This is a genomic window from Magnetospirillum sp. (genome assembly GCA_027532905.1).
GTDB lineage: Bacteria > Pseudomonadota > Alphaproteobacteria > CACIAM-22H2 > CACIAM-22H2 > Tagaea.
Genome location: JAPZUA010000004.1, coordinates 401,297 through 423,977, shown reverse-complemented (window position 1 = coordinate 423,977; position 22,681 = coordinate 401,297). Strand labels below are relative to the sequence as shown.

The following is a 22,681-nucleotide window of genomic DNA, read 5'->3' as shown; positions in this document are numbered from 1 at the left end:
TCGGGTAAGAGGGGAGTCTTGGCACAACCTCTTTGGAAGAGCATTTCGGCATGACCGCCCGTACGGACCGCGAACGCATGGATTACGACGTCGTCATCGTCGGCGCTGGCCCGGCGGGGCTTGCCTGCGCCATTCGCCTGAAGCAATTGGCCGCGCAAAGCGGGCGCGATCTTGCGGTCTGCGTGCTCGAAAAAGGCTCCGAGGTGGGCGCGCATATTCTGTCGGGTGCCGTGATGGAGCCGCGCGCCCTCGACGAATTGCTGCCCGACTGGAAAGCGCTCGGCGCACCCTTGAATACGCCGGTCGTCGAAGACCGATTCCTGTATCTGACCGCCGCGCGCGCGATCCGGCTGCCCACGCCGCCGCAGATGCACAATGAAGGCAACTACATCGTGAGCCTCGGCAACGTCGCGCGCTGGCTCGCCCAGCAGGCCGAGGGTTTGGGTGTGGAAGTGTTCGCAGGCTTCGCCGCCGCCGAAGTGCTCTATGCCGAAGCCGGAGCGGTCGCCGGTGTCGCGACCGGCGACATGGGGATCGGCAAAGACGGCGCACGGACGGCCAATTTCACGCCGGGTGTCGAAATCTACGGCCGGGCGACCGTGTTTGCCGAGGGCGTGCGCGGCTCGCTTGCAAAGACGCTGTTCGAACGATTTGATCTGCGCAAATCGGCGAGCCCGCAGACCTTTGGCCTCGGCATCAAGGAACTCTGGGAGGTCGAGCCGGCCAAACACAAGCCCGGCCACGTGGTGCACACGATCGGCTGGCCGCTCGATTGGGAAACCTATGGCGGGTCGTTCCTCTACCATCTCGAGAACAACCAGGTCGCCGTCGGCTACGTCGTCGGGCTCGACTACAAAAACCCCTATCTGTCGCCGTTCGAAGAGTTCCAGCGCTTCAAGACGCATCCCAAAATCCGCGACCTGTTCGAAGGCGGGCGGCGCATCGCCTATGGTGCCCGCGCCATCAACGAGGGCGGGCTGCAGGCGATCCCGGAACTCGTGTTTCCAGGCGGTGCTTTGATCGGCTGCTCGGCGGGTTTTTTGAACGTGCCCAAGATCAAAGGCAGCCACACGGCGATGAAGTCCGGCATGGTCTGCGCCGAAGCTTTGTTCGAAGCGCTGGCAGGCGAGGGCCGCATCGGCACGCTCGATGCTTATCCGGCCGCCCTCAAAAAATCCTGGGTCTACGAAGAGCTGGCGGCCGTGCGCAATATCCGCCCGGCTTTCGCCAAAGGCTTGGCGGTCGGTCTCGCCTATGCAGCGCTCGACTCGTATGTGCTGCGCGGCCGCGCCCCCTGGACCTTCAAACACCATCCCGACAACGAAAGCTTGCGCCCGGCCGCGGCCTCGACACCCATCGACTATCCCAAGCCCGACGGCAAGATCAGCTTCGACCGGCTTTCTTCCGTGTTCTTGTCGAACACGAACCACGAAGAAAACCAGCCGGCCCACCTGACGCTCAAAGACGCATCCGTGCCGGTTGCCTACAACCTTGCGCGCTACGACGCGCCCGAGCAGCGCTACTGCCCGGCCGGCGTGTACGAAATCGTACGCGATGGCAGCGGCGCCAATCCGCGCCTGCAGATCAACGCGCAAAACTGCGTGCACTGCAAAACCTGCGACATCAAGGACCCGACGCAGAACATCAACTGGGTCGTGCCCGAAGGCGGCGGCGGCCCGAACTATCCGAATATGTAAGGCGGCGGCGTTTCGCCGCCCTTATTCGAACGCCAGCGGCCGTAAACTTAGCAAGCGGAAGCGGTGCACGCTGAGCGCTCCGTCTTGGGCGGCGAACGGGATTTGCACGGTCGGCGCACCGCCATTGTTGGGGTCGTTGCGCGCCAGGAACGCGAGCGCGATTTTCAGCATGGCGGCGTTGCGCGCATCGATGGTGCCGCTCTGCGCCAAGGCATCAAGCGTTTCGCCGGCTCCGGCAATGCGCAACGTGCCCGCCCCCAAAGGGCGGCTCTGTTCGTCGAGCGCAAGGGTGGCGTCGCCATTGAGACGTAAGTTGCCCCATTCGAGGGCGAGCGCCGTCACCTGCACCGCACCACCCGCATCGCGCCAAGCTGTGAGCGCTTGGGCGAGGCTTGCCCCACGCACCGGGCCTTCGAGGCGGCCTTGGATGCCGAAGCGTTTGATGTCGCGGCCCAGCACGGCAGCGGCGGCAATGGGTGCCGGCAGGCGCAGGGCGTCGATGGTGGCCGTGAGGTCGAGCATGTCGCTCGAGGATGTGGGGACGTCGGGGCGGTGCGGGGCGAGGGTTGCGGCTACGCGGCGGGCGGACCATGGCGCGTTGGTGCCCACCTGCAATTCGACCGTCTCGAGATCGAGCTTGAGTTCGGCCACCCGGCCTTGGTCGTCGAAGCGCAAAGACCCAAGCGGATTTGCCGCGCGCAGATCGGCCGCGACGGCAAGGTCGCCTCTGCCCAGATTGAGCTTCTGTTCGCCGGGCAGCCGGAACGACACGTGTGCTAAATCGCGCGGGTCGAGGCGCGCAACAAGCCGGTCGCCCGACCAGCGCCAGCCGGCGGGTCCAGCCCCGGCCGCTTGCGGGCGTTCGAGCTCAAGCCGCCAGCCGAACGGCCAGCCTTTGAGGGTCCCCGCCTGCCAATCGAGTGCGACACCCGCGGCCGCTTGATCCTGCTGCCATTGGGCAAGGCGCGTTTCGATGTGGCGCGCGGCGTAGAGCCACACGCCCGTCCACAGCGCTACGCCCACGACGCCAACGCCGCCCGCAATCCACAGAATTTTTCTCATGGCTGGGTTTATAGCGCAGCCTCGGCTATTCTCTGCCTGCGAACTTGAATATGCCCCAAACGACCCCGCCCAGCGCTTTGTGGATTGCCGCCGCCCCCGCCGTTTTTGTGCTGCTGTGGTCGACGGGGTTCATCTTTTCCAAACTCGGCATGCCCTATACGCAGCCGCTGACGTTTCTCGTCGTGCGCTTTGCGATCGTGGTCGCGCTGTTCGGCGCTTTGTGCCTGATCGTGCGCGCACCCTTTCCGCCCCTTGCGCAATGGCCGCACGTGGCGATCGTCGGCATTGCGTTGCATGGGCTTTATTTAGGCGGCGTGTTCGTGTCGATCGACTGGGGCTTGCCGGCCGGGATTTCGGCCCTCGTGGTGGGGCTGCAGCCCTTGTTGACCGGGGCCGTCGTCGGCCGTCTGCTCGGCGAGCGTGTGGGTATCCGCCAATGGCTCGGCCTATGGTTGGGGCTTGCGGGCGTGCTCGCCGTGTTGTGGGAGAAGCTGGCGCTGGAGGGCGTGGCGTTGGCCGCCGTTTGGCCGTCGGTCGTTGGTTTGTTCGGCATCACGGTGGGCACGCTCTACCAAAAGCGCTTCTGCCCGAACGTCGATGTGCGCAGCGGGGCCGTGCTGCAATACGCGGCGGCTTTAGCCGTGCTGCTGCCCGTGGCTTTGATTTTCGAGCCGATGACGGTAATCTGGAGCACCAATATGGTGATCGCGATGGGATGGCTCGTCGTCGTCCTGTCGGTGGGAGCGGTAAGCCTGCTGATGGTTCTCGTGCGCCAAGGGGCCGCTGCGAAGCTGGCCAGCCTGTTCTATCTGGTGCCGCCCACGACGGCCGTGTTCGCATGGCTGCTCTTCGGCGAAACGCTGGGCGTGGTCGCCTTGGTCGGGATGGCCGTGGCGGCCGCCGGCGTTGCTCTCGTGCAGAAAGGCTAGGGCCGCGGCACATGCCCGATTCGAACAAGCCCGACCTCAAACACGAAACCGGCCGCCTGGCACCGTGCGAGGGTTGCCCGCCGCCGCCGGAATCGCGCGAATTCTGGGTCTTTGCCTACGGCTCGCTGATCTGGGATCCGGGCTTCCCTTACGAAGAAGCGCGGCCCGGCCGCTTGATGGGTTTCCATCGCTCGTTTTGCGTGCGCTCGACGCGCTATCGCGGCACGCCCGAGCGTCCGGGCCTCGTGTTGGGGCTCGACAAGGGCGGCTCGTGCCGCGGTATTGCCTATCGTGTCGCACCGCGCGAGGGGGCCCGCACGATGGAATATCTGTGGGAGCGCGAGATGCTGAACCGATCCTACCATTGCATGGATCTGCGCGTGACCTTGATGGACGGGCGCGAAGTGGTGGCACGCACCTTCGTGGTCGACCGCACGCAGCCGGGTTATGTCGGCAAGCTCGATTTGGGCGAAACCGCCGATCGCATTCGCCATTCGGTCGGCCAACGCGGTGCCAACCGCGCCTATCTCGAAAATACGGTCGAGCATCTCGACCGGCTCGGCATTCGCGACCGCGGCCTGTCGCAGCTGCTGGCTGCCGTGAAGGCTCCCCGCCTCGGTAGCGAGCCATGAAGCTGCTCGAATCGTATCGCACTCCCAGCGAAGACGAGCTCAAGAAGTTTTCGCTGGCCGAAGCCGAAACGCTCGACGCGCTCAACAAAGAGATCCATCTGCGCAACCGCCTGCTCGTGCACAATGCGCGCGCGATCCTGCAGGAGGTCGACCCGGCCGCCAAATTGCTGCGCGAGATCGAGGCACCCGCCCCGCCGCTCGTCTACACGCGCGTGATCCAACTGCTCGGCCAGCGCGGGGCGGCGGGGGCCACGGCCTTCGCGGCGGCTGCCGGCAAAAAACCTGCCCCATGACGCTCGATCCTGCTGCCCGCACGCGTCTGGTCGACAGCATCCACCAGCTGCGCGGCTCGGTTGTGGGCAGCGTGATGGCGCGCGGGCGCGAAGAAGACCTCGCCGAATACGGGTTGTCGCTGACGCGCTCGGGCCTGCTCAGCGAAGCGCCCGAATTGCCGACCCACGCCTATGCCCTCGATCCAACATTGCTGCCGCTGCCCAAACGCAAATTCGGAAGGAAACCGCCAATGCCAACGCAAGATTGGGCGCCGCCGGAAGACGTCGTGAAGATGCTGGCCTATCTCGAAAAATCGGTGCGCCTGGTCAATCGCGAAATCATCCACGCGCAGATCCCGGGCCTCACGCGCGAACGCTTCATCGAATTCGCGGCGGCCGTGGCCAAACTGCGCGCGGACTATCTCAATTCGGCGATGGCCTGTTTCCTCGACGACGCAAGCGAGGCTGCCGACCTTGCCGCCTTGCGCCAAAAGCGCGCGTTGTTCGAAGAGGGCGTCAAAGCCTACGAAGCGCTGCATCGCGCGCTCGAGCGCGGCTACATCGACCCGCAGGAAACCGGCAAGGCGTAAGGCCGCCCTAGCTCTTTTTTGTGAGGGTCGTCAGGCGGGCTTGCATTTCTTCGAGCTGGCGGCGCAACTCGTCGAGCGATTCGTCGCCCTTGATGTTCGCACCCGGTTCCGGCGCAGCGGCCGGTGCCGCACCTGAACCCGCCCCGCCCTCGAAGCCGAAGGGCGACCACATTTTGAGCGCGTTCTGCATCAGCGCCATGTTCTGCTTGCCGATCTCTTCGATCGAACCCAAGGGCGACCCCAACGGCGTTCCGCCCAGCGTCGAGGCGAACGGGAAAATGCCGCCGAAAGCTTGCTGCATGGCCGTGCGCATCTGCTCTTGGTTGCGCGCAAAGGCGGCCATCGAGCTTTCGAGATAGCGCGGCACAAGGGCCTGCAGATTGTCGCCGTAGAACGAGATGAGCTGGCGCAGGAAGGCGACGGGCAGCATGTTTTGCCCGCCCTTGCTCTCTTCTTCGACGATGATCTGCGTGAGCACGCTGCGCGTGATGTCTTCGCCGGTTTTGGCGTCGTGCACGACGAAATCGGTGTTCTGCTTCACCATCGCGCACAGATGTTCGAGCGTGACGTAGCTCGACGTCGCCGTATTGTAGAGGCGCCGATTGGCGTACTTCTTGATCTTCACCGGCTCTTTGCCGGAATCCGCTGCCGTATTCGGCGCAGTGGCATTCGGGGCGGCGGCGGCGGCGCCGGGCGGGGGCGGGGGATTTGTCGTATCGTTCATGGGGATAGCCTTGCATGTGCGCCGCGATTTCGCAAGCGCACGCGTGCAATGCGGCAAGCCCCTGCCGCCGGGCGTTTGCGTCTGCTAAACTTGCGCCGATGAGCGACAAACCGCCCCCCCTCGAAGGTCTGGCCCTCGACGAGCTCGCCAAGCGCTATCTCGATCTGTGGCAAGACCAGATCGCGGCCGTCGCCGCCGATCCGGATATGGCGCACACGCTGGGCCGCTATGCGCAAATCTGGGCCGCGATGGGGCCGGCGGGGCTCGCCGGGATTTGGGCGGCCGCTTCCGACGGCCTGAAGGGCGGCAACTTGAACGAAGCGGGTCAAGCTGCGAATGTCTTTGCGCATGGCGCCTTCAAAGAGTTCTACGGCAAAGACTTCTTCGCCCAAACACCTGCCGCGCGTGGGGCCGCGCCCGCTGGCGCTGCACGCGACGATCGCGGCGACGAGTTGGCTCAGCTGCGCCGCCGCGTTGCCGAACTCGAAGCAAGGCTTGCCGCAGAAACTGCCGCTCCAATGGCACAAAAGCCTCGCCCCGCGCGCAAGCGTGCTGGAAAGCGAACGCCAAAAACATCCTGAAGCGGCGTTCCGCACCGCTCTCGGCCTTGAGATCAAGCGCCGCTTGGCCGAGTTCCACGACGGGCTCGTGCGCTACCGCAAAGCCGCCTATCGCCGCGACGTGCCGGCCGCCACGATCGCCTGGCAGGAAGGGACGACCACGCTTTACGACTATGCGCCCGACGCACCCAGCCATGCGCGTCCCGTGCTGCTGGTCCCGTCGCTGATCAACCGCGCCTATATTCTCGACCTTGCAGCCGACAATTCGCTGGCGCGCTTTCTGGCAGCGCAAGGTTTCCGTCCGTTTCTGGTCGATTGGGCGGCCCCCGGCGAGATCGAGCGCGGCTTCGGCTTGACGCATTACATCGACAGCCGCTTGGCGGCGATGCTGGCATGCGTGGAAAAGACGGCAGGTGCGCGCGGCGGCAAACCGGCCGTGCTCGGCTATTGCATGGGCGGCTTGCTGGCTTTGGGGCTCGCGATGCGCTGCCAAGCGCGTTTGAGCGGGCTCGCACTGCTTGCCACGCCTTGGGACTTCCACACCGAGCGCGTCGATCTGGCGCAAGGGATCGGCGAAGCCTTCGAGCCGTGGTGGCCGTGGATCGACAAGGTCGGCGAATTGCCGGTCGACGTGCTGCAGGGCCTGTTCACGGCCCTCGATCCATTTTTGGCGGCGCGCAAATTCCGCGCTTTGGCCGGCGTGTCGGAAGACAACCCCAAATTCAAAGCGTTTGTGGCGCTGGAAGATTGGCTCAACGACGGCGTGGCCCTGGCAGCCCCTGTCGCGCGCGAAACTTTGGTCGGCTGGTACGGCGAAAACAACCCGATGCGCGGGCGCTGGACGTTGGGCGGGCGCGCGGTTTTGCCGCAGGCGATCGACCTGCCGAGTCTGTGCGTGATCCCGGCCCAGGACCGCATCGTGCCGCCGGCAAGTGCAACGGCCCTTGCCGACAGGCTTGCGCAATGCGATCGCCTCACGCCGCCTTTGGGCCATATCGGCATGGTCGTGGGCGGGCGCGGGCGTGCGGAATTGTGGACGCCACTCGCGGCTTGGCTGGCGCGCTTGCCCGCGACCAAGCGGGGCAGGTAGAGTGCGCGTCAAGATCGTTTCAAAAACCGGGAGAAAACCATGACCGATATCGTGATCGCCGCCGCCGCCCGCACGCCGGTCGGCAGCTTCAACGGGGCGCTGTCCGGCGTATCGGCGCATTATCTGGGCCAGATCGCGATCGTCGAAGCCATGAAGCGCGCAGGCGTGGCCCCCGCCGAAGTCGACGAGGCCATCATGGGCCAGATCCTCACAGCCGCACAGGGCCAGAACCCGGCCCGCCAAGCGGCCGTCGCCGCCGGCATTCCGGTCGAGAAAACCGCTTACGGCATCAACCAGCTTTGCGGCTCGGGGCTTCGCGCCGTGGCGCTGGGCTTCCAGGCGATCCGCAACGGCGACAGCAACATCGTCGTCGCCGGCGGCCAGGAAAGCATGAGCCAAGCGCCGCATGCGATGAATCTTCGCAACGGCACCAAGATGGGCTCGGCCGAAATGGTCGATACGATGCTCAAAGACGGTCTGTGGGATGCGTTCCACGGCTACCACATGGGCAACACGGCCGAGAACGTCGCGCAGAAATGGCAGATCACGCGCGAAGAGCAGGACAAATTCGCGATGGCCTCGCAGAACAAGGCCGAGGCCGCCCAGAAGGCCGGCAAATTCAAAGACGAAATCGCGCCCGTCACGATCAAGGGCCGCAAGGGCGACGTGGTCGTGGCCGACGACGAATACCCGAAGCACGGCACCACGCTCGACACGCTCGGCAAGCTGCGCCCGGCCTTCGACAAAAACGGCACGGTCACGGCCGGCAACGCTTCGGGCATCAACGACGGTGCCGCCGTTCTCGTGCTGATGACCGCCAAGGAAGCCGCCCGCCGGGGCATCACGCCGCTCGCGCGCATCGCGTCGTGGGCGACTGCCGGCGTGGAGCCTGCTTTGATGGGCTCGGGCCCGATCCCGGCCTCGCGCCTGGCTCTGTCGAAAGCCGGCTGGAAGCACGAAGATCTCGATCTCGTCGAAGCGAACGAAGCGTTCGCCGCACAAGCGATCGCGGTCAACAAGGATCTCGGCTGGGACACGGCCAAGGTCAACGTCAATGGCGGGGCGATCGCGATCGGCCATCCGGTGGGTGCTTCGGGTGCGCGCGTGCTCACCACGCTGCTCTACGAAATGGGCCGCCGCAATGCCAAGAAGGGTCTTGCCACTTTGTGCATCGGCGGCGGCATGGGCATTGCCATGTGCGTTGAGCGATAAAATACGCGGATAAAAACAGACTTCAAAAAACACAAAATAGGGAGGCGAGCATGTCGGGACGGGTAGCGATCGTGACGGGCGGAACGCGCGGCATCGGCGAGGCGATTTGCGTTGGCCTCAAGGACGCAGGGTACAAGGTTGCGGCCAACTACGGCGGCAACGACGATGCGGCCAAGGACTTCACCGCGCGTACGGGCATCCCGGCCTTTAAGTGGGACGTCTCGAAATACGAAGCGTGCGTGGCGGGCGTCAAACAAGTGGCCGAGACGCTCGGCCCCGTCGACGTGCTCGTGAACAATGCCGGCATCACGCGCGACGGCACCATGCACAAGATGACGTTCGAGCAGTGGGACGCCGTGATCCAAACCAATCTCGGCTCGTGCTTCAACATGAGCCGCGCGGTCATCGAGGGCATGCGCGCGCGCAAATTCGGTAGGATCGTGAATATCGGGTCCGTGAACGGCCAAGCGGGCCAGTACGGCCAGGTTAACTACGCGGCGGCGAAGTCGGGCATCCACGGCTTCACGAAAGCGCTCGCCCAAGAGGGCGCTTCTGGCGGCATCACCGTGAACGCGATTGCCCCCGGCTACATCGACACCGACATGGTGCGCGCCGTGCCCGCCAACGTGCTCGAAAAGATCGTCGCGCGCATCCCGGTGGGGCGCCTCGGCAAAGCGTCGGAAATCGCGCGCGGCGTCTTGTTCCTCGTCGCCGACGAAGGCGGCTTCGTCACCGGTTCGACCATGTCGATCAATGGCGGCCAGCATATGTACTGAGCCGCGCGCAACGCGTCGTCTCGAAATCCCGAGGCTCCCGGCCGCAAGGCCGGGGGCTTTTTTCTTCGCAAAGTTTTCCGGAGTCTCCGCCATGCCGCACGTGAAGCCCGTCGAATACGACGATGCCAGCCCCGAGGTCAAAGCCGTCTACGACGACATCAAAGCCTCGCGCAAAATCAGCTGGATCAACAATTTCTGGAAGGTGCTCGCAAGCCATCCGCCGACCCTGAAGCGCACGTGGGAGGCTTTGCGCGACGTGATGCGCCCCGGCGCGCTCGACGTCAAAACCAAAGAGATGCTGTTTCTGGCCGTGTCGGTCGCCAACAATTGCGAATACTGCATCGCCAGCCACATGGCGTCGGCGCGCGCGCACGGCGTGAGCGAGGCGGAACTGGGCGAACTCATGGCCGTGATCTCGATGGCGGCCCAGACCAACCGCTTCGCGCAAGGCTACCAGCCCGCCATCGATCCGCAGTTCAAGCCCAAGGGCGGCTGATTTGACGGCGACGGCCCAAGCTGCGAACGCCACGACGCGCGTCGCAACCCTCGTCGGGTTCGGCGCCATTCTGCTGTGGGCGAGCCTTGCCTTGCTGACCACGATTGCCGAACCGCCGCCGTTCCTCGGCGTGGCAGTGGCGTTCAGCGTGGCGGCGGTCTTGGGTATGGGCAAACGGCTCTATGCGCGCGAGCCCGTGTTCGCGGCTTGGCGCCAGCCGCTTGCCGCGTGGGCGCTGGGGCTGGCCGGGCTGTTCGGCTACCATGCCTGCTATTTTGCGGCACTGTCGTTGGCCCCGCCGGTCGAAGCGACGCTCGTCAATTATCTGTGGCCGTTGCTGATCGTACTGTTCGCCGGTTTGTTGCCGGGCGAGCGTCTGCGCTGGTTCCATCTGGCGGGTGCCGCACTCGGGCTGATCGGCTGCGTTCTGATCGTGGCCCCGGCGTTGGACGCCTCCGCTTCGGCCGCACGCAATCCGCTCGTGGGATACGCGGTTGCGGCGGCGGCTGCATTTCTGTGGGCGGGTTATTCGGTCTTGTCGCGCCGTTTTGCCGAGGTGCCGAGCGATGCGGTCGCGGGCTTCTGTGCAGGTACTGCAGCGCTTGCCTGGGCGTGCCATTTTCTGTTCGAGCCGCCTTTTGCGGGCGACGCTGCCGCCTGGGCCATCATGGCTGCGATGGGGCTGGGGCCGGTTGGGCTTGCGTTCTATCTGTGGGACATCGGCATGAAGCGCGGCGACATCAAAGCGCTCGGGGCGGCTTCGTATCTGACGCCGCTGCTGTCGACCGGCCTGCTCCTGCTCGCAGGTCGCGGCACCCCAAGCCTCACGCTCGCCCTCGCCGCCGCCCTGATCGTCGGCGGTGCGGTGCTGGCGTCGAAAGACATGCTGCGGCGATAGCGCCAGCGCGCCTTCAGCCGACAGCGTGGCGCCGTATGTCGGCGTCGTGGGGTTCGGGTGCGGACTGACTTTGGGCGTTGGCGCAGAGCTTGCCGATCGCTTCGGTGCTGAGCGGATGGCCAAACAGATAGCCTTGGCCGTAGCGGCAACCCAATTGGCGCAGCAGCATCGCTTGCGACTCGCGCTCGATGCCTTCGGCAACGGTCACCATGCCGAGCGCGTTGGCAAGGCTCACGATGATGCGCACGATCTCGAAGCACTCGCTTTCGCTGTCCATGCGGCCGACGAAGGCACGGTCGATCTTGATCTTGCTGATCGGCATGCGCGGCAGCTGCGACAGCGACGAATGCCCGGTGCCGAAATCGTCGATCGACAGCGCCACCCCTTGGCCGACGACCGCGTGCAAAACGTCGCGCCCGGTATCGGCATTCTGCACGACCGTCGATTCGGTGAGTTCGAGCTCGAGATGGCGCGCCGCAAGGCCCGTCTCGGCCAGCACGGTGCTGACCAAAGCCGGCACGTCGTCGCGGTCGAGCTGGCGGGCCGAGAGATTGACCGACACGTAGCCGGGTGCGGCCGTGCCGAATTCGCGCTGCCATTGGACCATCTGCGCGCAGGCCCGGCGCAGCACGAAGGCGCCGATCTCGACGATCAGGCCCGATTCTTCCGCGATCGGAATGAACACGGAAGGCGAAATCTCGACTCCGCCGTGCCGCCAGCGCAGCAGCGCTTCGACCCCGCACAGGCGGCCGTTGCCGAGCGCCACGATCGGCTGGTAGACGACGTCGAATGCGTTCGTGCGCAGCGCTTCGCGCAAGGCAAGCTCGAGTTCGAGCAGGCCCAAGGCTTCGCCGTGGCGGCTGGGTTCGAAAATCTCGATGCGTCCGCCGCCGGTGCGTTTGGCGCGCAGCATCGCAATGTCGGCGTTCGAGAGCAGGCGCTGCGGCGTGTTTTGCGCGCGCGCATCCGTGCCGGCGAAAGCGAGCCCGATCGAAGCAATTGCCGAAACCTTGCGCCCGCCGAGCGAAAACGTTTCGGCGAACACGCCGAGGGCGCGCTCGACCGCGATCGCGACGTCCGCCTCGCGTGCTGTATCGGCAACCAGGAGGCCGAACTCGTCGCCGCCCAGGCGCGCCAGCGACGCATCCGCGCCGAATTCGGCGGCAAGGCGGGCCGCAACCTGCTTCAGAAGCGCGTCGCCTTCGACGGACCCGAGCGAGTCGTTCACGGATTTGAAGCGGTCGATGCCGAGGCACGCGACGGCAACGGCCGTGCCGGGTTCGCGCTGCGCCAAGGCAGCGCCGATCCGATCGAGGAACAAGGCGCGCGCGGCAAGGCCGGTCAGCGGATCGCGCATTCCGTACGCGGCGATGCGGCGCTCGTCTTCGAGCCGCTCGCTGTGGTCGCGCAGCGTCACGACATGCAAATTCGCGCGGCGATCGCCGCCAAGGGCCACCGAAAACTGTGCAGGAAAGACGCGCCCGTCTTGCGCGCGGGCTTCGGCCTCGAAGCTGCCGAGCGCCATGCGGCGATGCGCGCGTTCGCCGAGTGCAGGAACCAGCTGCGCCAAGTCCGTGTCGACGAGCGCATCCGGCGCGGCGGCGAACAGGTCGCATGCCGCACGGTTGGCGAACTGGATTTTGCGGTGGCGATCGACGACGAAGACGGCCTGCGCGATCGCGTCCATCAGCGCGAACGGATCGGCGGCAGTCAAAGTCGAGGCGACGACATTACCCATGTCGCCTTTATCGGCTTCGATTGGTTTAGATAGGGTTAACCGCGTACCGCTGCGTTCAGGTATTGCCGCGCAGTGCTGCGAGCCCGGTCTGCTCGATCAGGCGCAGGAGGGCCGGCGCGTCGGCTGTCTCAGGCCGCTTGGTCCAGCCCTGAATGCCGATGACCGGTCCGTTGGGGCCGCACAAGACGGCGTAGACGTTGATGTTCTTGGTCTGCGGATGCAAGGCGGGCATCGTACCGGCGCAAAGCTGGGCGAAGTTCGGGCTCGTGTCCGAAGGCCCGTCGAACAGGAATGCGAGCGCGAACGTGTTGCGCGTTTTGGTCGCGTCGGTTTCGAGCTGCAACCACGGCTCGGCAATGCTTGCGCGAAGTTTTTCGACGACGCGCGCATTGAGCGCTTCAGCACTTTCGCCGAGGGCGCCGCCCAACGTGCGCACCAGCACGGCCCCGTCGCGCGACGCAGCCTGCAGCAGCTGGCGCGCGTCGATCGGCGTGCCAAAAACGAGCCGGCTCTTGGCGAAACGCTCGTAGCCGAAATAGCCGAGGATGGCGGCGAGCAGCCCCATGGCGAGCACCAGAAGTTTGAGGTTCGCGGACAAAATTGCGGCGGCTCCGGCGATCAGCCGAGTTTGATGGCCGTGCCGTTGGCCGCGACCATCAGCAGGGTTTTGCTGTCGCCGCCGACGGTCTGGTAGTCGAGATCGATGCCCACGACCGCATCGGCCCCCAGTGCTGCGGCTTGCTTCTGGAGCTCGGCCAGCGCTTCGGCCTTGGCGTCGGCGAAGACTTTTTCGTAGCTGCCCACGCGCCCGCCCACCCAGTCGCGCACGGAGGCGAAGAAGTCGCGGAACATGTTCGAGCCCAGCACCACGTCGGCCGAAACGATGCCGAGATAGGCGGCCGTCGTCCGGCCTTGGATGCTGTCGGTCGTGGTCATGATCATGGCGGGATGGACTCCGGCTGGGGGAACGGAAACGGCGGAAAACCTATCAGGCGGTCCGCGATTTGTCGCGCACGTTGCGCAAGATCGTCGCGAACAGATCGGACTTGCGATAGGGCTTGGCAAGAAAATCGTCCATGCCTGCGGCCAGACACTCGGCCGAGTGCGAGTCGAACGCGTTGGCGGTGACCGCGACGATCGGCGTCTGCGCGTTGATGTGGCCTTGCCTGCGGATGGCGCGCGTGGCCGCGAGCCCGTCCATTTCGGGCATCTGCACGTCCATCAGGATGAGGTCGTAGCGCTGCATGGTGGCGGCCGCGAGCGCTTGCGCGCCGTCTTCGGCGATGTGCGGCACCAGTCCCGCACTTTCCAGCATGGCGACCGCGACCATGCGGTTGGTCGGATTGTCTTCGGCCAACAGCAGGCGGAGGCCGGCGGGAAGATCGGGCGTGGGCGGCGGCGGCGCAGGTGCGGCCGCCGGGCTCGCGACCGCCGCGACCGGCAGCTCGAGCGCGAACACACTGCCTTCGCCGACGGAACTGGAAAGTGCGATGCGCCCGCCCATGCGCTCGGCCAAGCGCCGGCAGATTGCAAGGCCCAAGCCCGTGCCGCCGTAGCGGCGCGTGTTCGAGCCGTCGAGCTGCGCGAAATCCTGGAACAATTCGCCGTGCCGCTCGGGCGGAATGCCGATACCTGTGTCGGCGACGGAAAAGCGCAGCATGAGCGGTGCCGCTGCAGCCACTTCGACCGAGAGCGTGACCGACCCGCGGTCGGTGAATTTGAGCGCGTTGCCCACGAGATTGAGCAGGATCTGGCGCACATGGCCGCCGTCGCCGACCACGCTTGTCGGCAGATCGTCGGCGGCCGCAAGCTTTAAGGCGAGCTGCTTTGCCGACGCCCGCGGCCCGAGCAGATCGACCACGCCTTGCGCCACGTCGCGCGGGCCGAACGGTGCGTTCTCGACCGTCATGCGCCCGGCATCGAGCTTGGTGAGGTCGAGCACGTCGTTGATGATCTGCAGCAGCAATTCGCCCGACTGGCGGATCGTCTCGAGGGCCCGGCGCTGGCCCGGATCGAGATCGGCTTCGAGCAGCACGCTCGTCATGCCGATCACGCCGTTCATCGGCGTGCGGATCTCGTGGCTCATCGCGGCGAGAAAGTCGGACTTGGCGCGGCTGGCGCGCTCGGCCGCTTCGCGCGCGGCCTGCGCCTCGTCGAGGGCTGCGGCCAGGCGCACGCGCGCCCGCACGCGTTCGCTCGCCACGCGCCCTGCCCCGCGATAGCCGATGAAGCCGCCGGTTTCGTCGAACAGCGGAATGCCGGAAATTTCGAGCCATTCGATGCTGCCGTCGGGCCGCGCATAGGCGAACAGATAGTCGCGGAACGAGCGGCGCATTTCGAGATCGCGGCGATGCGCGTCGGGATCGCCCGCATCGGTGCCGTCGCCGCGCGGCTCGGCGCGGCGTTCGGGGGCCGCAAGCTCCAGATGCGTGCGCCCGATCAGCGCTTCGAAATCGATGTTGAGCTTGCCGCGCGGGTCGGCGACGAAGGTGAGGCGATGGGCGGCATCCGTCTCCCACAGCCAGTCGCTGGTGACTTGCGCGAAGTCGCGGAAGCGGATTTCGCTGTCTGCGAGGCGCGCCAGATTGCGCCGCTCCTCGGTCACGTCGCGGAACGTGGCGAGCTTGCCGCCGTCGGCCGTCGTGCGCACGCGCGTGGCCACGAGATCGCCCGATGGCATCAGAATTTCCATGTCGCTGGCGGTCGCGGTCATCTGGCGGCGCCAGGCGAGCGTCCATTCGAGTTCGGGCGCACTCGCGTCGCGCAAACCGGCCGCCGAACTGATCGCGGCGATTTCGGTGCGCGCCATGCCGACCCGGAACTTGCCGGCAAGATGCGGCAGCAGCGTCTCGAGCCGCGCGTTCCACAGCAGAAGGCGGTCGTCGCGGTCGTAGAGGGCAAGGCCTTCTGTCATCGCCGCAATGCCGTCGCGTAGGCGCTGGTCGCTGACGGCGAGTGCGGCCAGTGCCGCACGCTCGGCCGTCACGTCGCGCATGATCGAGATGCGCCCGCCGTCGGCGGTCGGCCGTTCGACGCCTTCGATCGTGCGTTTGTTGGGGAGTTCGAGCACGAAGACCGCGCCGGGCGTTCTGTGCCCGGCGGCGCTCGCGCGCCGGAACGTCTCGCGCAGGCGGTCGTGCCCGTTCCAGATCGGATCCTGCGCGAGCGTCTCGGTGACCTTCTCCAGCGTCATGCCGACTTCGACATGCCGGTAGGCGTCGCGGAAAGCGCCCATATAGCGCGCGTTCCAGGCAACGAGCCCGCCGGCCGCGTCGTAGAGGGCGAATCCCTCTTCGAGCGCGTCGAGCCCTTCGCGAAAACGACGCTCGGCGGCGTCGGCTGCGGCACGCGCCGCGCGCTCGGCACTCACATCGCGCGCCACCACCACGATGCCGCCGTCGCGCGTCGGCGATTCCAGGAGTTGGTAGATGCGCCCGTCGGCCAGGCGCCGCTCGATGCGCTGGCCGATGCGCTCGCGCCGTTTGGCGCGTTCGGCAAGGAACACCGCCTGCTCTGCCGCATCGAAACCGTGGCCCGGCCACGCGGCGACATGCGCGATGATTTTGGCGAAGGGCGTGCCCGGCCGCAGCAGGGCGGTCGGAATGTCGAACATTTCGCCGTAGCGGCGATTATGCACAACGAGCCGGTCTTGCGCGTCGTAGAGCGCAAAGCCGTCGATCATGCCTTCGATCGCGTCGGCAAACAGCGTCGGCGCCGCGTGCAGCGCTTGGTCTTGTGCTGGGTCTTGAGCGCGTTGTTGTTCGGTCATCGTGCTTTATCTTAGCCGGTTTGGCGCAGCGGCCAAACGCTCGATTGCCACGCGGCACCGCAATTTTTGCGCCGCGTTGACGCATGACCTCTCGAACCCGTATCGTAGCGTTCAGGGAGGACACGCAATGGCAACGACGATGCGCACGATGCGCGAAATTCTGGCGCGAGGGCCCGTCATGCCGATCTTGACGATCGCCGACGCAAGCCTCGCAGGCGATCTTGCAAGGGCACTCGTTGCGGGCGGCGTTTTCACCTTCGAAGTGGTGCTGCGCACGCAAGGGGCTCTCGACGCGTTGAAAGCGATGGTGGCAGCTGCCCCCGAAGCCAGCATCGGCGTGGGCACGCTGCTCAACGCCGCCGACGTGTCGCGCGCCCAGGATGCGGGGGCCGCCTTCGGCGTTTCGCCGGGGCTCACGCGCGATTTGGCGCAGGCCGCGCGCGGCTGCGGATTGCCCTTCATACCGGGGGTTGCAACGGCGAGCGAGATCATGCAGGCGCGCGAATTCGGCTTCCGCGAGATGAAGCTGTTTCCGGCGAATGTTTCGGGCGGCGTTGCGTGGCTGCAGGCGATGGGGCCGGTCTTCCCGGACGTCGTCTTCTGCCCCACGGGCGGCATCAAGCCCGCCGACATTCCGGCCTTCCTCGCCGAACCCAACTGCACGACCGTCGGCGGCTCGTGGGTGGTGCCGAAGGACAAGCTCGCAGCCAAAGACTGGGCGGGCATCGAAAAGCTCGCGGCGCAAGCGGCTGCGTTCAAGCGCGGCTAGGGACATCGTCGAAGCGGCACCGGCATGGTGCGGCCGACGTCGTGCTGGTCGCAGCAGCCGCCAAGCCGCGGCGTAAAAAGAAGTCAGATAAAACGTGAAATTTTCCTAAAACGGATTAACAGCTCAGTTCTTTAAAATACCCCTCTATTTTGCTAGCATGCGTCATCGTCGCCGGGCCCTTGTCCGGCTTCGTGCGCTGTTTGAAATGTGAAGAAAGACGCACGGGATTCCGCCCAAAAGCGGGGCTTGCAACATGTAACCTCGAATCGTCGTCGTGGTTACATCTATGGAATATCAATGGGTTAAATCGGCGACGGTCGCTGTTTGTCGCGTTTGGTAACCTATTTCCCTGGTCGCATGGGCCGGCGAATCCAAAAAAGATGGCATGCAAGCTTTGAATGCGCGAAAGTCGGCGCCGTGAAACCCCAGCGACGTCCCGCCTCAAACCCTGTTTCGCCTGCCAAAGCCCGCAGCATCGCCGTTGCCAAGCGCCCGCGCGGGCGCGGTCCGGGGGCCGTGCGCGGGCCCGATATCGCGGCGGCCTTGCGCCAGGTCATGGCCCTGTGCGCCACCGCTACGGGCGGCAAGCCGCTTGGGGCCGGCCGCAGCAAGCGTTTGGATGCGCTGTTTCGCGATCTCCTCAAGGAATCGCCGCCGCGCGACGCCGAGGAGACCGGCGATCTGATTTGGGCCTTGTGGACCAACCACGACGATGCGGCGGCAACCGATGCGATGCAGAAGGCGATCGGCCTCATCGTCGCCAAGGAAACCGCCCCGGCGCGTGCGGCCCTCGATGCGCTGTGCGACCTCTATCCCGACTGGGCCGAGGCGTGGAACAAGCGCGCCACTTTGGCCTTCATCGAATTGCGCGATGCCGATGCGGTGGCCGATATCATCGAAACCTTGGCGCGCGAGCCGCGCCATTTCGGCGCTCTCGCCGGCTTCGGGCAGATCGCCTTGCGCAACGGCTATCCGGCGGCAGCGCTTGCCGCTTACGAAACCGCCTTGGCCCTCAATCCGCATCTCGACGAACTTGCCGGTGCCGCCGAAGATCTGCGCCTGCTCTATGCATCGCGACCCAACTGAGCGCGCCATCCCGTCCAACCAATAAAAAGAAGCCTGCAACACTCTCCAGCCTCTAAAAACCAGGGAGTCCGAAGCATGAAATCCAAACTTCTGGCAGCCGCCTTGGCGGGTCTTGTCGCCGCCGCGAGCCTGCCGTTTGCGGCTGCACCCGTGGCCGCACAAGGCAAGCCCTTCAAATGGGCCAATGACGGCGACGTCAATTCGATGGATCCGTATGCGCGCAACGAAACCTTTCTGCTGACCTTCACGCAGAACATCTACGAGCCGCTGGTGCGCCGCGACGCGAACCTGAAGCTCGAAGCAGCCCTCGCCACCGAATGGAGCCAGCCTTCGCCGGAAGTCTGGCGCTTCCGCCTGCGCCAGGGCGTGCGCTTCCACGACGGCACGCCGTTCACCGCCGACGACGTCGTGTTCTCCTACACGCGCGTCACCACGGGTGGGTCGAACCTCAAGGGCAATTTCGTTTCGGCCAAGGGCATCCGCAAGATCGACGATTTCACGGTCGAGTTCGACACCAACGGCGTCGATCCGATCTTCCCCGACCAGCTCACGACCTGGGGCATCATGTCGAAGGCGTGGGCGGAGAAGAACAACGCCGTCGTCGCCGCCGACCTCACCAAGAACGAGGAAAGCTTCGCCACCCGCAACGCCAACGGCACCGGGCCGTTCGTGCTGCGCCTGCGCGAGCCCGACGTGCGCACCGTGCTCGTCCCCAATCCCAACTGGTGGGACAAGGCCGCGCACAACATTTCGGAAGCCACGTTCTTCCGCATCGGCAACGACGCCACGCGCATCGCCGCCTTGCTGTCGGGCGAGGTGGATTTTGTCTACACCGTGCCGCCGCAGGACCAGCCGCGTCTGGCGGCAACGCCGGGCCTCAAGCTCGTGCAAGGGCCGGAGCTGCGCATCATCTATCTGTCGTTCGACCAGCTGCGCGCCGAGCTCACGGAATCGCCGATCAAGGGCACCAATCCCTTCAAGGACAAGCGCGTGCGCCAGGCCTTCTACCAAGCGATCGACGTCGAGGCGATCAAGAGCCGCGTGATGCGCAACCAGTCGGTGCCCACGGGCTCGCTGGTTGCACCGGGCGTCAACGGCTTCACGCCGGAGATGGCGCGTCGGGCTGCCCCGTACGATCCGGATGCCGCCAAGCGCCTGCTCGCGGAAGCGGGCTACCCCAACGGCTTCGAAGTCACGCTCGACTGCCCGAACGACCGCTACGTCAACGACGAAGCGATCTGCACGGCCGTCGTCGCGATGCTGGCGCGCGCGGGCATGAAGGTGAATCTCAACGCCCAGACGCGCGCACGCTTCTTCGCGAAGATCAACACGCCCGTGTTCAACACCTCGTTCTATCTGCTCGGGTGGACGCCTTCGACCTACGACGCGCACAACGTGCTGATCAGCCTGGTGCACAGCCGCGACATGGCCCGCTCGCGCGGCCTGTTCAACAACGGCGGCTATTCGAACTCCGAGGTCGACAAGCTCACCGACCTCGTGGCCTCGGAAAGCGACCGGGCCAAGCGCCAGCAATACATCAGCCAGGCCTTCAAGCATCTGGCCGACGATTTCGGCTACATCCCGCTCCACCAGCAGACCATCGTGTGGGCGATGAAGCAGAATATCGACGTGGTGCAGATGGCCGACAACTACTTCCCCTTGCGTCTCGTCAACATCAAGTAGACGCGCATTGAACGGGGGCTGCGGCGTTCCTAAATCTGGCGCGCCGCAGCCTTCGCCTTTTTTGAGGATCAAGATGAGCCAAATTCCCGTCACCGTGCTGACCGGCTATCTGGGCGCCGGCAAGACCACGCTGCTGAACCGCATCCTCACCGAGGAGCACGGCAAGAAATACGCCGTCATCATCAACGAATTCGGCGAGAGCAACATCGACAACGATCTCGTCGTCGGTGCGGACGAAGAGATCTTCGAGATGAACAACGGCTGCATCTGCTGCACCGTGCGCGGCGATCTCGTGCGCATCATCGCAGGCCTCATGAAGCGCGCCGACAAGCTCGACGGCATCATCGTTGAAACGACCGGCCTCGCCAATCCCGCCCCCGTGGCGCAGACATTTTTTGTGGACGACGAAGTGCGCGCCAAGACCGCACTCGACGCCATCGTCACCGTCGTCGATGCGCGCTTTTTCCTCGATCGCCTGGCCGACAGCCACGAGGCCGAGGACCAGGTCGCGTTCGCCGACGTCGTCCTCGTGAACAAAACCGATCTCGTCACGCCCGATGAGCTCAAGGCGGTCGAAGCCAAGGTGCGCGCGATCAATCCCTACGCCAAGCAGCACCGCACCCAGAACAGCAAGATCGCGCTCGATGCGATCCTCGACAAGGGAGCGTTCGATCTGCAGCGCATCCTCAATCTCGAGCCGGCGTTCTTGAAGCACCACGACCACGACCATCACGATCCCGACCATGTGCACGGCCCCGACTGCGATCACGACGACCATGATCACCACGGGCACGACCATCACGGGCACGATGATCACGATCACCACGGGCATGCCGCACCGCACGCATCGCACGACGTCACGGTGACTTCGATCTCGCTCGGCATCGACGGCGAAATCGATCCCGAAAAATTCCAGCAGTGGATCGGTCAGGTGCTGGCCCAGTCGGGCGCGGACATTCTGCGCTCGAAGGGTATTCTTTCGGTCAAAGACGCGCGCCAGCGCTTCGTGTTCCAGGCCGTCCACATGATCGCGGATTCGACATGGGGCCACGAATGGAAGGCCGGCGATAAGCGTGCTTCGAAGCTCGTGTTCATCGGCCGCAAGCTCGACCGCGAAAAACTCAGCGCCGGCTTCGAAAGCTGCCGGGCCTAGTCGGCTTTGGCCGCCGCCATGTAGGCTTCGAGGGCGCGCACCCAGCGCCGCGACGGCTGCAGATAGCGCAAGGCCGTTCCCGCCGCTGACTGGCCGACCACGAGTGCTGCAAGCTCGAAGCGGTGCGGCGGCCGCTCGGGCCGCGCGCGCGGCAGGCGCAGCACTGCCGACACGATGCTGCCCGGTGCCAGACCCTCCCAGACGGCGTTGGCATGCATGCCCATCGCCGACAGGTCGGTGAGGCCGGCGATGCGGCCGAGAATTTCGACGCTCGCATCGCGCGGCCGATAGCGCACGGCGCGTCGACGGTCACCGGCGGGGGGCGGGGCGGGGGCGGTCACTGTGCGACCCCCGCGCGCGCTTTGTCCATGCGCGCCTGAAGCTCGGTATCGACCGAGCCGTCGATCCAGTTGGTGAACTGACGCACCATCTTGCTGCGCTGGAAGGTCAGGCCGTTCCACACTTTTTCGTTCTCGCTGGAGGTCGCGTTGGCGGGCATCGTCGGCAGGTACAGCAGAATATGCTGGATGGCGAGGTCGAGGGCGTAAGCGTCCTGCGTCTGCTCGTATTTGCGCACGCCCTCGTCCCACACGTCGACCAGGGAGTCCCAGCCGTCCATCGAAAAGGCGATTTCGCGCGAACAAGCTTTGATCGCTTCGGCCACGGCGTCGAAGTCGCGGATCACGGCCACGAAAAAGCTCAGGCGCTGCTCGATGTCGTTGAGCTTCTGGCGCACGAGTTCGACGAACTGGCGCGCGCTGAAAAGGACCAGCAAAGCCCGGTTGGCCGCTTCGTCGCGCGTGGTCTTTTCGTAGGCGGCAACGTCTTCGGCGAATTTTTCGAGCCGCGCGAAGGAAAGCGACAGATGCCCTTCCTGTTTGGCGCCGGGATCTGAGTCGAGATTGATGGCGCCGATGGGGGCGAGAATGTCGGCAAGGCTTTCGATGCGCTTGGGCACTTCGCGCTGCGGCACTTTGGCCTGCTCGGACAGGTGCGCAAACACCTTGCCCGACAGGCTCGCCATCGCCCCGTCCGCAAGCTCCGTCGGGGCCGACTGGATCGCTTGCATGAGGATGGCGCTGTTGGCGCGCGCCATGAACGCGTCGCCGCGCGCAATGCCGCATTCGCGCGTCGCTTGGGCGAGCAAGCTCACATAGGCCGTCAGCACGTCGCGGCGGCCGCCGTCGATGCGCTGCTTGGCTGCGGCCCGCTTCGCCTCGTCCTCGGCGTGTTTGTACTCGACCTGCAGCATGATCGCGCGCAAGGAAAGCGGATCGCCGCCGGCACCCTCGAAGCTCTTGCCGATCTGGTCGAACAATTCGCGGTCGCGCGGGCCCAATTGCGTCCAGTTGGGCAGATGGATCCACTGCATGATCAGATTCTGCCGTCCCGAATCGCCGGCATAGTTCTCGAACACGGCTTCCCATTCCTTGAGGCGCTGGTCGCGGCCTGCGCGCAAACGCACGGGCCGCAGCTTCGGGTTCTCGAACGGAACCAGCAAGCCGCGCGCTTCGAAGCTCGACGGGAGAAGCGTTTTCTTCATTC

The 22,681-nt window shown here is 65.4% G+C and carries 23 protein-coding genes; 15 read left to right on the top strand and 8 right to left on the bottom strand.

What is annotated here, in order from left to right; all coding sequences use genetic code 11:
• The first annotated feature begins 50 nt into the window (after positions 1-50).
• Positions 51-1,697 carry an electron transfer flavoprotein-ubiquinone oxidoreductase gene (locus tag O9320_15935; protein MCZ8312337.1) on the top strand — a complete coding sequence of 549 codons (1,647 nt, stop codon included), beginning with the start codon at positions 51-53 and terminating at the stop codon, positions 1,695-1,697.
• Between the two features lie 21 nt (positions 1,698-1,718).
• Here the strand turns inward: O9320_15935 and O9320_15930 are convergent, their stop codons facing one another.
• Positions 1,719-2,759, bottom strand: a complete 1,041-nt coding sequence (locus O9320_15930) for a DUF2125 domain-containing protein (protein MCZ8312336.1) — start codon at positions 2,757-2,759, stop codon at positions 1,719-1,721.
• Positions 2,760-2,809: 50 nt separating this feature from the next.
• Here O9320_15930 and O9320_15925 point away from each other — a divergent pair, with 50 nt between their 5' ends.
• The 4 genes from O9320_15925 to O9320_15910 are packed head-to-tail and all read left to right on the top strand — an operon-like array spanning position 2,810 to position 5,182.
• Positions 2,810-3,688 carry a DMT family transporter gene (locus tag O9320_15925; protein MCZ8312335.1) on the top strand — a complete coding sequence of 293 codons (879 nt, stop codon included), beginning with the start codon at positions 2,810-2,812 and terminating at the stop codon, positions 3,686-3,688.
• Positions 3,689-3,699: 11 nt separating this feature from the next.
• The gene (locus tag O9320_15920) at positions 3,700-4,320 is read left to right on the top strand and encodes a gamma-glutamylcyclotransferase (protein ID MCZ8312334.1); all 621 of its coding nucleotides are present in this window, start codon (positions 3,700-3,702) and stop codon (positions 4,318-4,320) included.
• Positions 4,317-4,613 (top strand): hypothetical protein, encoded by a 297-nt coding sequence (locus O9320_15915; GenBank protein MCZ8312333.1) that lies wholly within the window; start codon positions 4,317-4,319, stop codon positions 4,611-4,613. Before O9320_15920 ends, O9320_15915 begins: the two co-directional genes overlap by 4 nt.
• Positions 4,610-5,182, top strand: coding sequence for a hypothetical protein (locus O9320_15910; GenBank protein MCZ8312332.1), 573 nt, complete (start codon positions 4,610-4,612; stop codon positions 5,180-5,182). The genes O9320_15915 and O9320_15910 overlap by 4 nt, the downstream gene beginning before the upstream one ends.
• 7 nt (positions 5,183-5,189) lie before the next feature.
• Here the strand turns inward: O9320_15910 and phaR are convergent, their stop codons facing one another.
• Entirely contained in the window at positions 5,190-5,906 is a 717-nt protein-coding gene (gene phaR, locus O9320_15905) for a polyhydroxyalkanoate synthesis repressor PhaR (protein MCZ8312331.1), read from the bottom strand.
• A 98-nt stretch (positions 5,907-6,004) separates the two neighbouring features.
• Between phaR and O9320_15900 the strand changes: the two genes are divergently transcribed.
• The 6 genes from O9320_15900 to O9320_15875 all read left to right on the top strand — a co-directional run bounded on the left by O9320_15900 (position 6,005) and on the right by O9320_15875 (position 10,938).
• On the top strand, positions 6,005-6,487 hold the full coding sequence (locus tag O9320_15900) for a hypothetical protein (protein MCZ8312330.1): 483 nt from the start codon (positions 6,005-6,007) through the stop codon (positions 6,485-6,487).
• Positions 6,402-7,556 carry an alpha/beta fold hydrolase gene (locus tag O9320_15895; GenBank protein MCZ8312329.1) on the top strand — a complete coding sequence of 385 codons (1,155 nt, stop codon included), beginning with the start codon at positions 6,402-6,404 and terminating at the stop codon, positions 7,554-7,556. The genes O9320_15900 and O9320_15895 overlap by 86 nt, the downstream gene beginning before the upstream one ends.
• 39 nt (positions 7,557-7,595) lie before the next feature.
• On the top strand, positions 7,596-8,768 hold the full coding sequence (locus tag O9320_15890; GenBank protein MCZ8312328.1) for an acetyl-CoA C-acetyltransferase: 1,173 nt from the start codon (positions 7,596-7,598) through the stop codon (positions 8,766-8,768).
• Between the two features lie 50 nt (positions 8,769-8,818).
• Positions 8,819-9,544, top strand: coding sequence for an acetoacetyl-CoA reductase (phbB, locus tag O9320_15885; protein ID MCZ8312327.1), 726 nt, complete (start codon positions 8,819-8,821; stop codon positions 9,542-9,544).
• A 91-nt stretch (positions 9,545-9,635) separates the two neighbouring features.
• On the top strand, positions 9,636-10,040 hold the full coding sequence (locus tag O9320_15880) for a carboxymuconolactone decarboxylase family protein (protein MCZ8312326.1): 405 nt from the start codon (positions 9,636-9,638) through the stop codon (positions 10,038-10,040).
• Position 10,041: 1 nt separating this feature from the next.
• Positions 10,042-10,938, top strand: a complete 897-nt coding sequence (locus O9320_15875; GenBank protein ID MCZ8312325.1) for an EamA family transporter — start codon at positions 10,042-10,044, stop codon at positions 10,936-10,938.
• A 13-nt stretch (positions 10,939-10,951) separates the two neighbouring features.
• Here O9320_15875 and O9320_15870 read toward each other — a convergent pair whose 3' ends face one another.
• Genes O9320_15870 through O9320_15855 form a run of 4 tightly spaced genes read right to left on the bottom strand, consistent with a single transcriptional unit; the run spans position 10,952 to position 16,445 of the window.
• On the bottom strand, positions 10,952-12,676 hold the full coding sequence (locus O9320_15870) for an EAL domain-containing protein (protein MCZ8312324.1): 1,725 nt from the start codon (positions 12,674-12,676) through the stop codon (positions 10,952-10,954).
• Positions 12,677-12,731: 55 nt separating this feature from the next.
• Entirely contained in the window at positions 12,732-13,274 is a 543-nt protein-coding gene (locus tag O9320_15865) for a hypothetical protein (protein ID MCZ8312323.1), read from the bottom strand.
• A 20-nt stretch (positions 13,275-13,294) separates the two neighbouring features.
• Complete coding sequence (locus O9320_15860) at positions 13,295-13,618, bottom strand: heavy metal-binding domain-containing protein (protein MCZ8312322.1); 324 nt, start codon at positions 13,616-13,618, stop codon at positions 13,295-13,297.
• A gap of 46 nt (positions 13,619-13,664) precedes the next feature.
• Positions 13,665-16,445, bottom strand: coding sequence for a PAS-domain containing protein (locus O9320_15855; protein MCZ8312321.1), 2,781 nt, complete (start codon positions 16,443-16,445; stop codon positions 13,665-13,667).
• 127 nt (positions 16,446-16,572) lie between these two features.
• On the opposite strand from O9320_15855, the gene eda reads away from it, so the two are divergent.
• From eda to O9320_15835, 4 genes are all read left to right on the top strand, one after another.
• Positions 16,573-17,214 (top strand): bifunctional 4-hydroxy-2-oxoglutarate aldolase/2-dehydro-3-deoxy-phosphogluconate aldolase, encoded by a 642-nt coding sequence (gene eda / locus O9320_15850; protein ID MCZ8312320.1) that lies wholly within the window; start codon positions 16,573-16,575, stop codon positions 17,212-17,214.
• Positions 17,215-17,631: 417 nt separating this feature from the next.
• Positions 17,632-18,300 carry a hypothetical protein gene (locus tag O9320_15845; GenBank protein ID MCZ8312319.1) on the top strand — a complete coding sequence of 223 codons (669 nt, stop codon included), beginning with the start codon at positions 17,632-17,634 and terminating at the stop codon, positions 18,298-18,300.
• Positions 18,301-18,375: 75 nt separating this feature from the next.
• Positions 18,376-19,983: an ABC transporter substrate-binding protein gene (locus tag O9320_15840; protein ID MCZ8312318.1), complete on the top strand. Its 1,608-nt coding sequence runs from the start codon at positions 18,376-18,378 to the stop codon at positions 19,981-19,983.
• Between the two features lie 73 nt (positions 19,984-20,056).
• Positions 20,057-21,136 carry a GTP-binding protein gene (locus tag O9320_15835; GenBank protein ID MCZ8312317.1) on the top strand — a complete coding sequence of 360 codons (1,080 nt, stop codon included), beginning with the start codon at positions 20,057-20,059 and terminating at the stop codon, positions 21,134-21,136.
• Here O9320_15835 and O9320_15830 read toward each other — a convergent pair.
• Both O9320_15830 and O9320_15825 read right to left on the bottom strand, forming a co-directional pair.
• Entirely contained in the window at positions 21,133-21,477 is a 345-nt protein-coding gene (locus tag O9320_15830; GenBank protein ID MCZ8312316.1) for a hypothetical protein, read from the bottom strand. The genes O9320_15835 and O9320_15830 overlap by 4 nt on opposite strands.
• The gene (locus O9320_15825) at positions 21,474-22,679 is read right to left on the bottom strand and encodes a hypothetical protein (GenBank protein ID MCZ8312315.1); all 1,206 of its coding nucleotides are present in this window, start codon (positions 22,677-22,679) and stop codon (positions 21,474-21,476) included. Before O9320_15825 ends, O9320_15830 begins: the two co-directional genes overlap by 4 nt.
• Positions 22,680-22,681 lie beyond the last annotated feature (2 nt).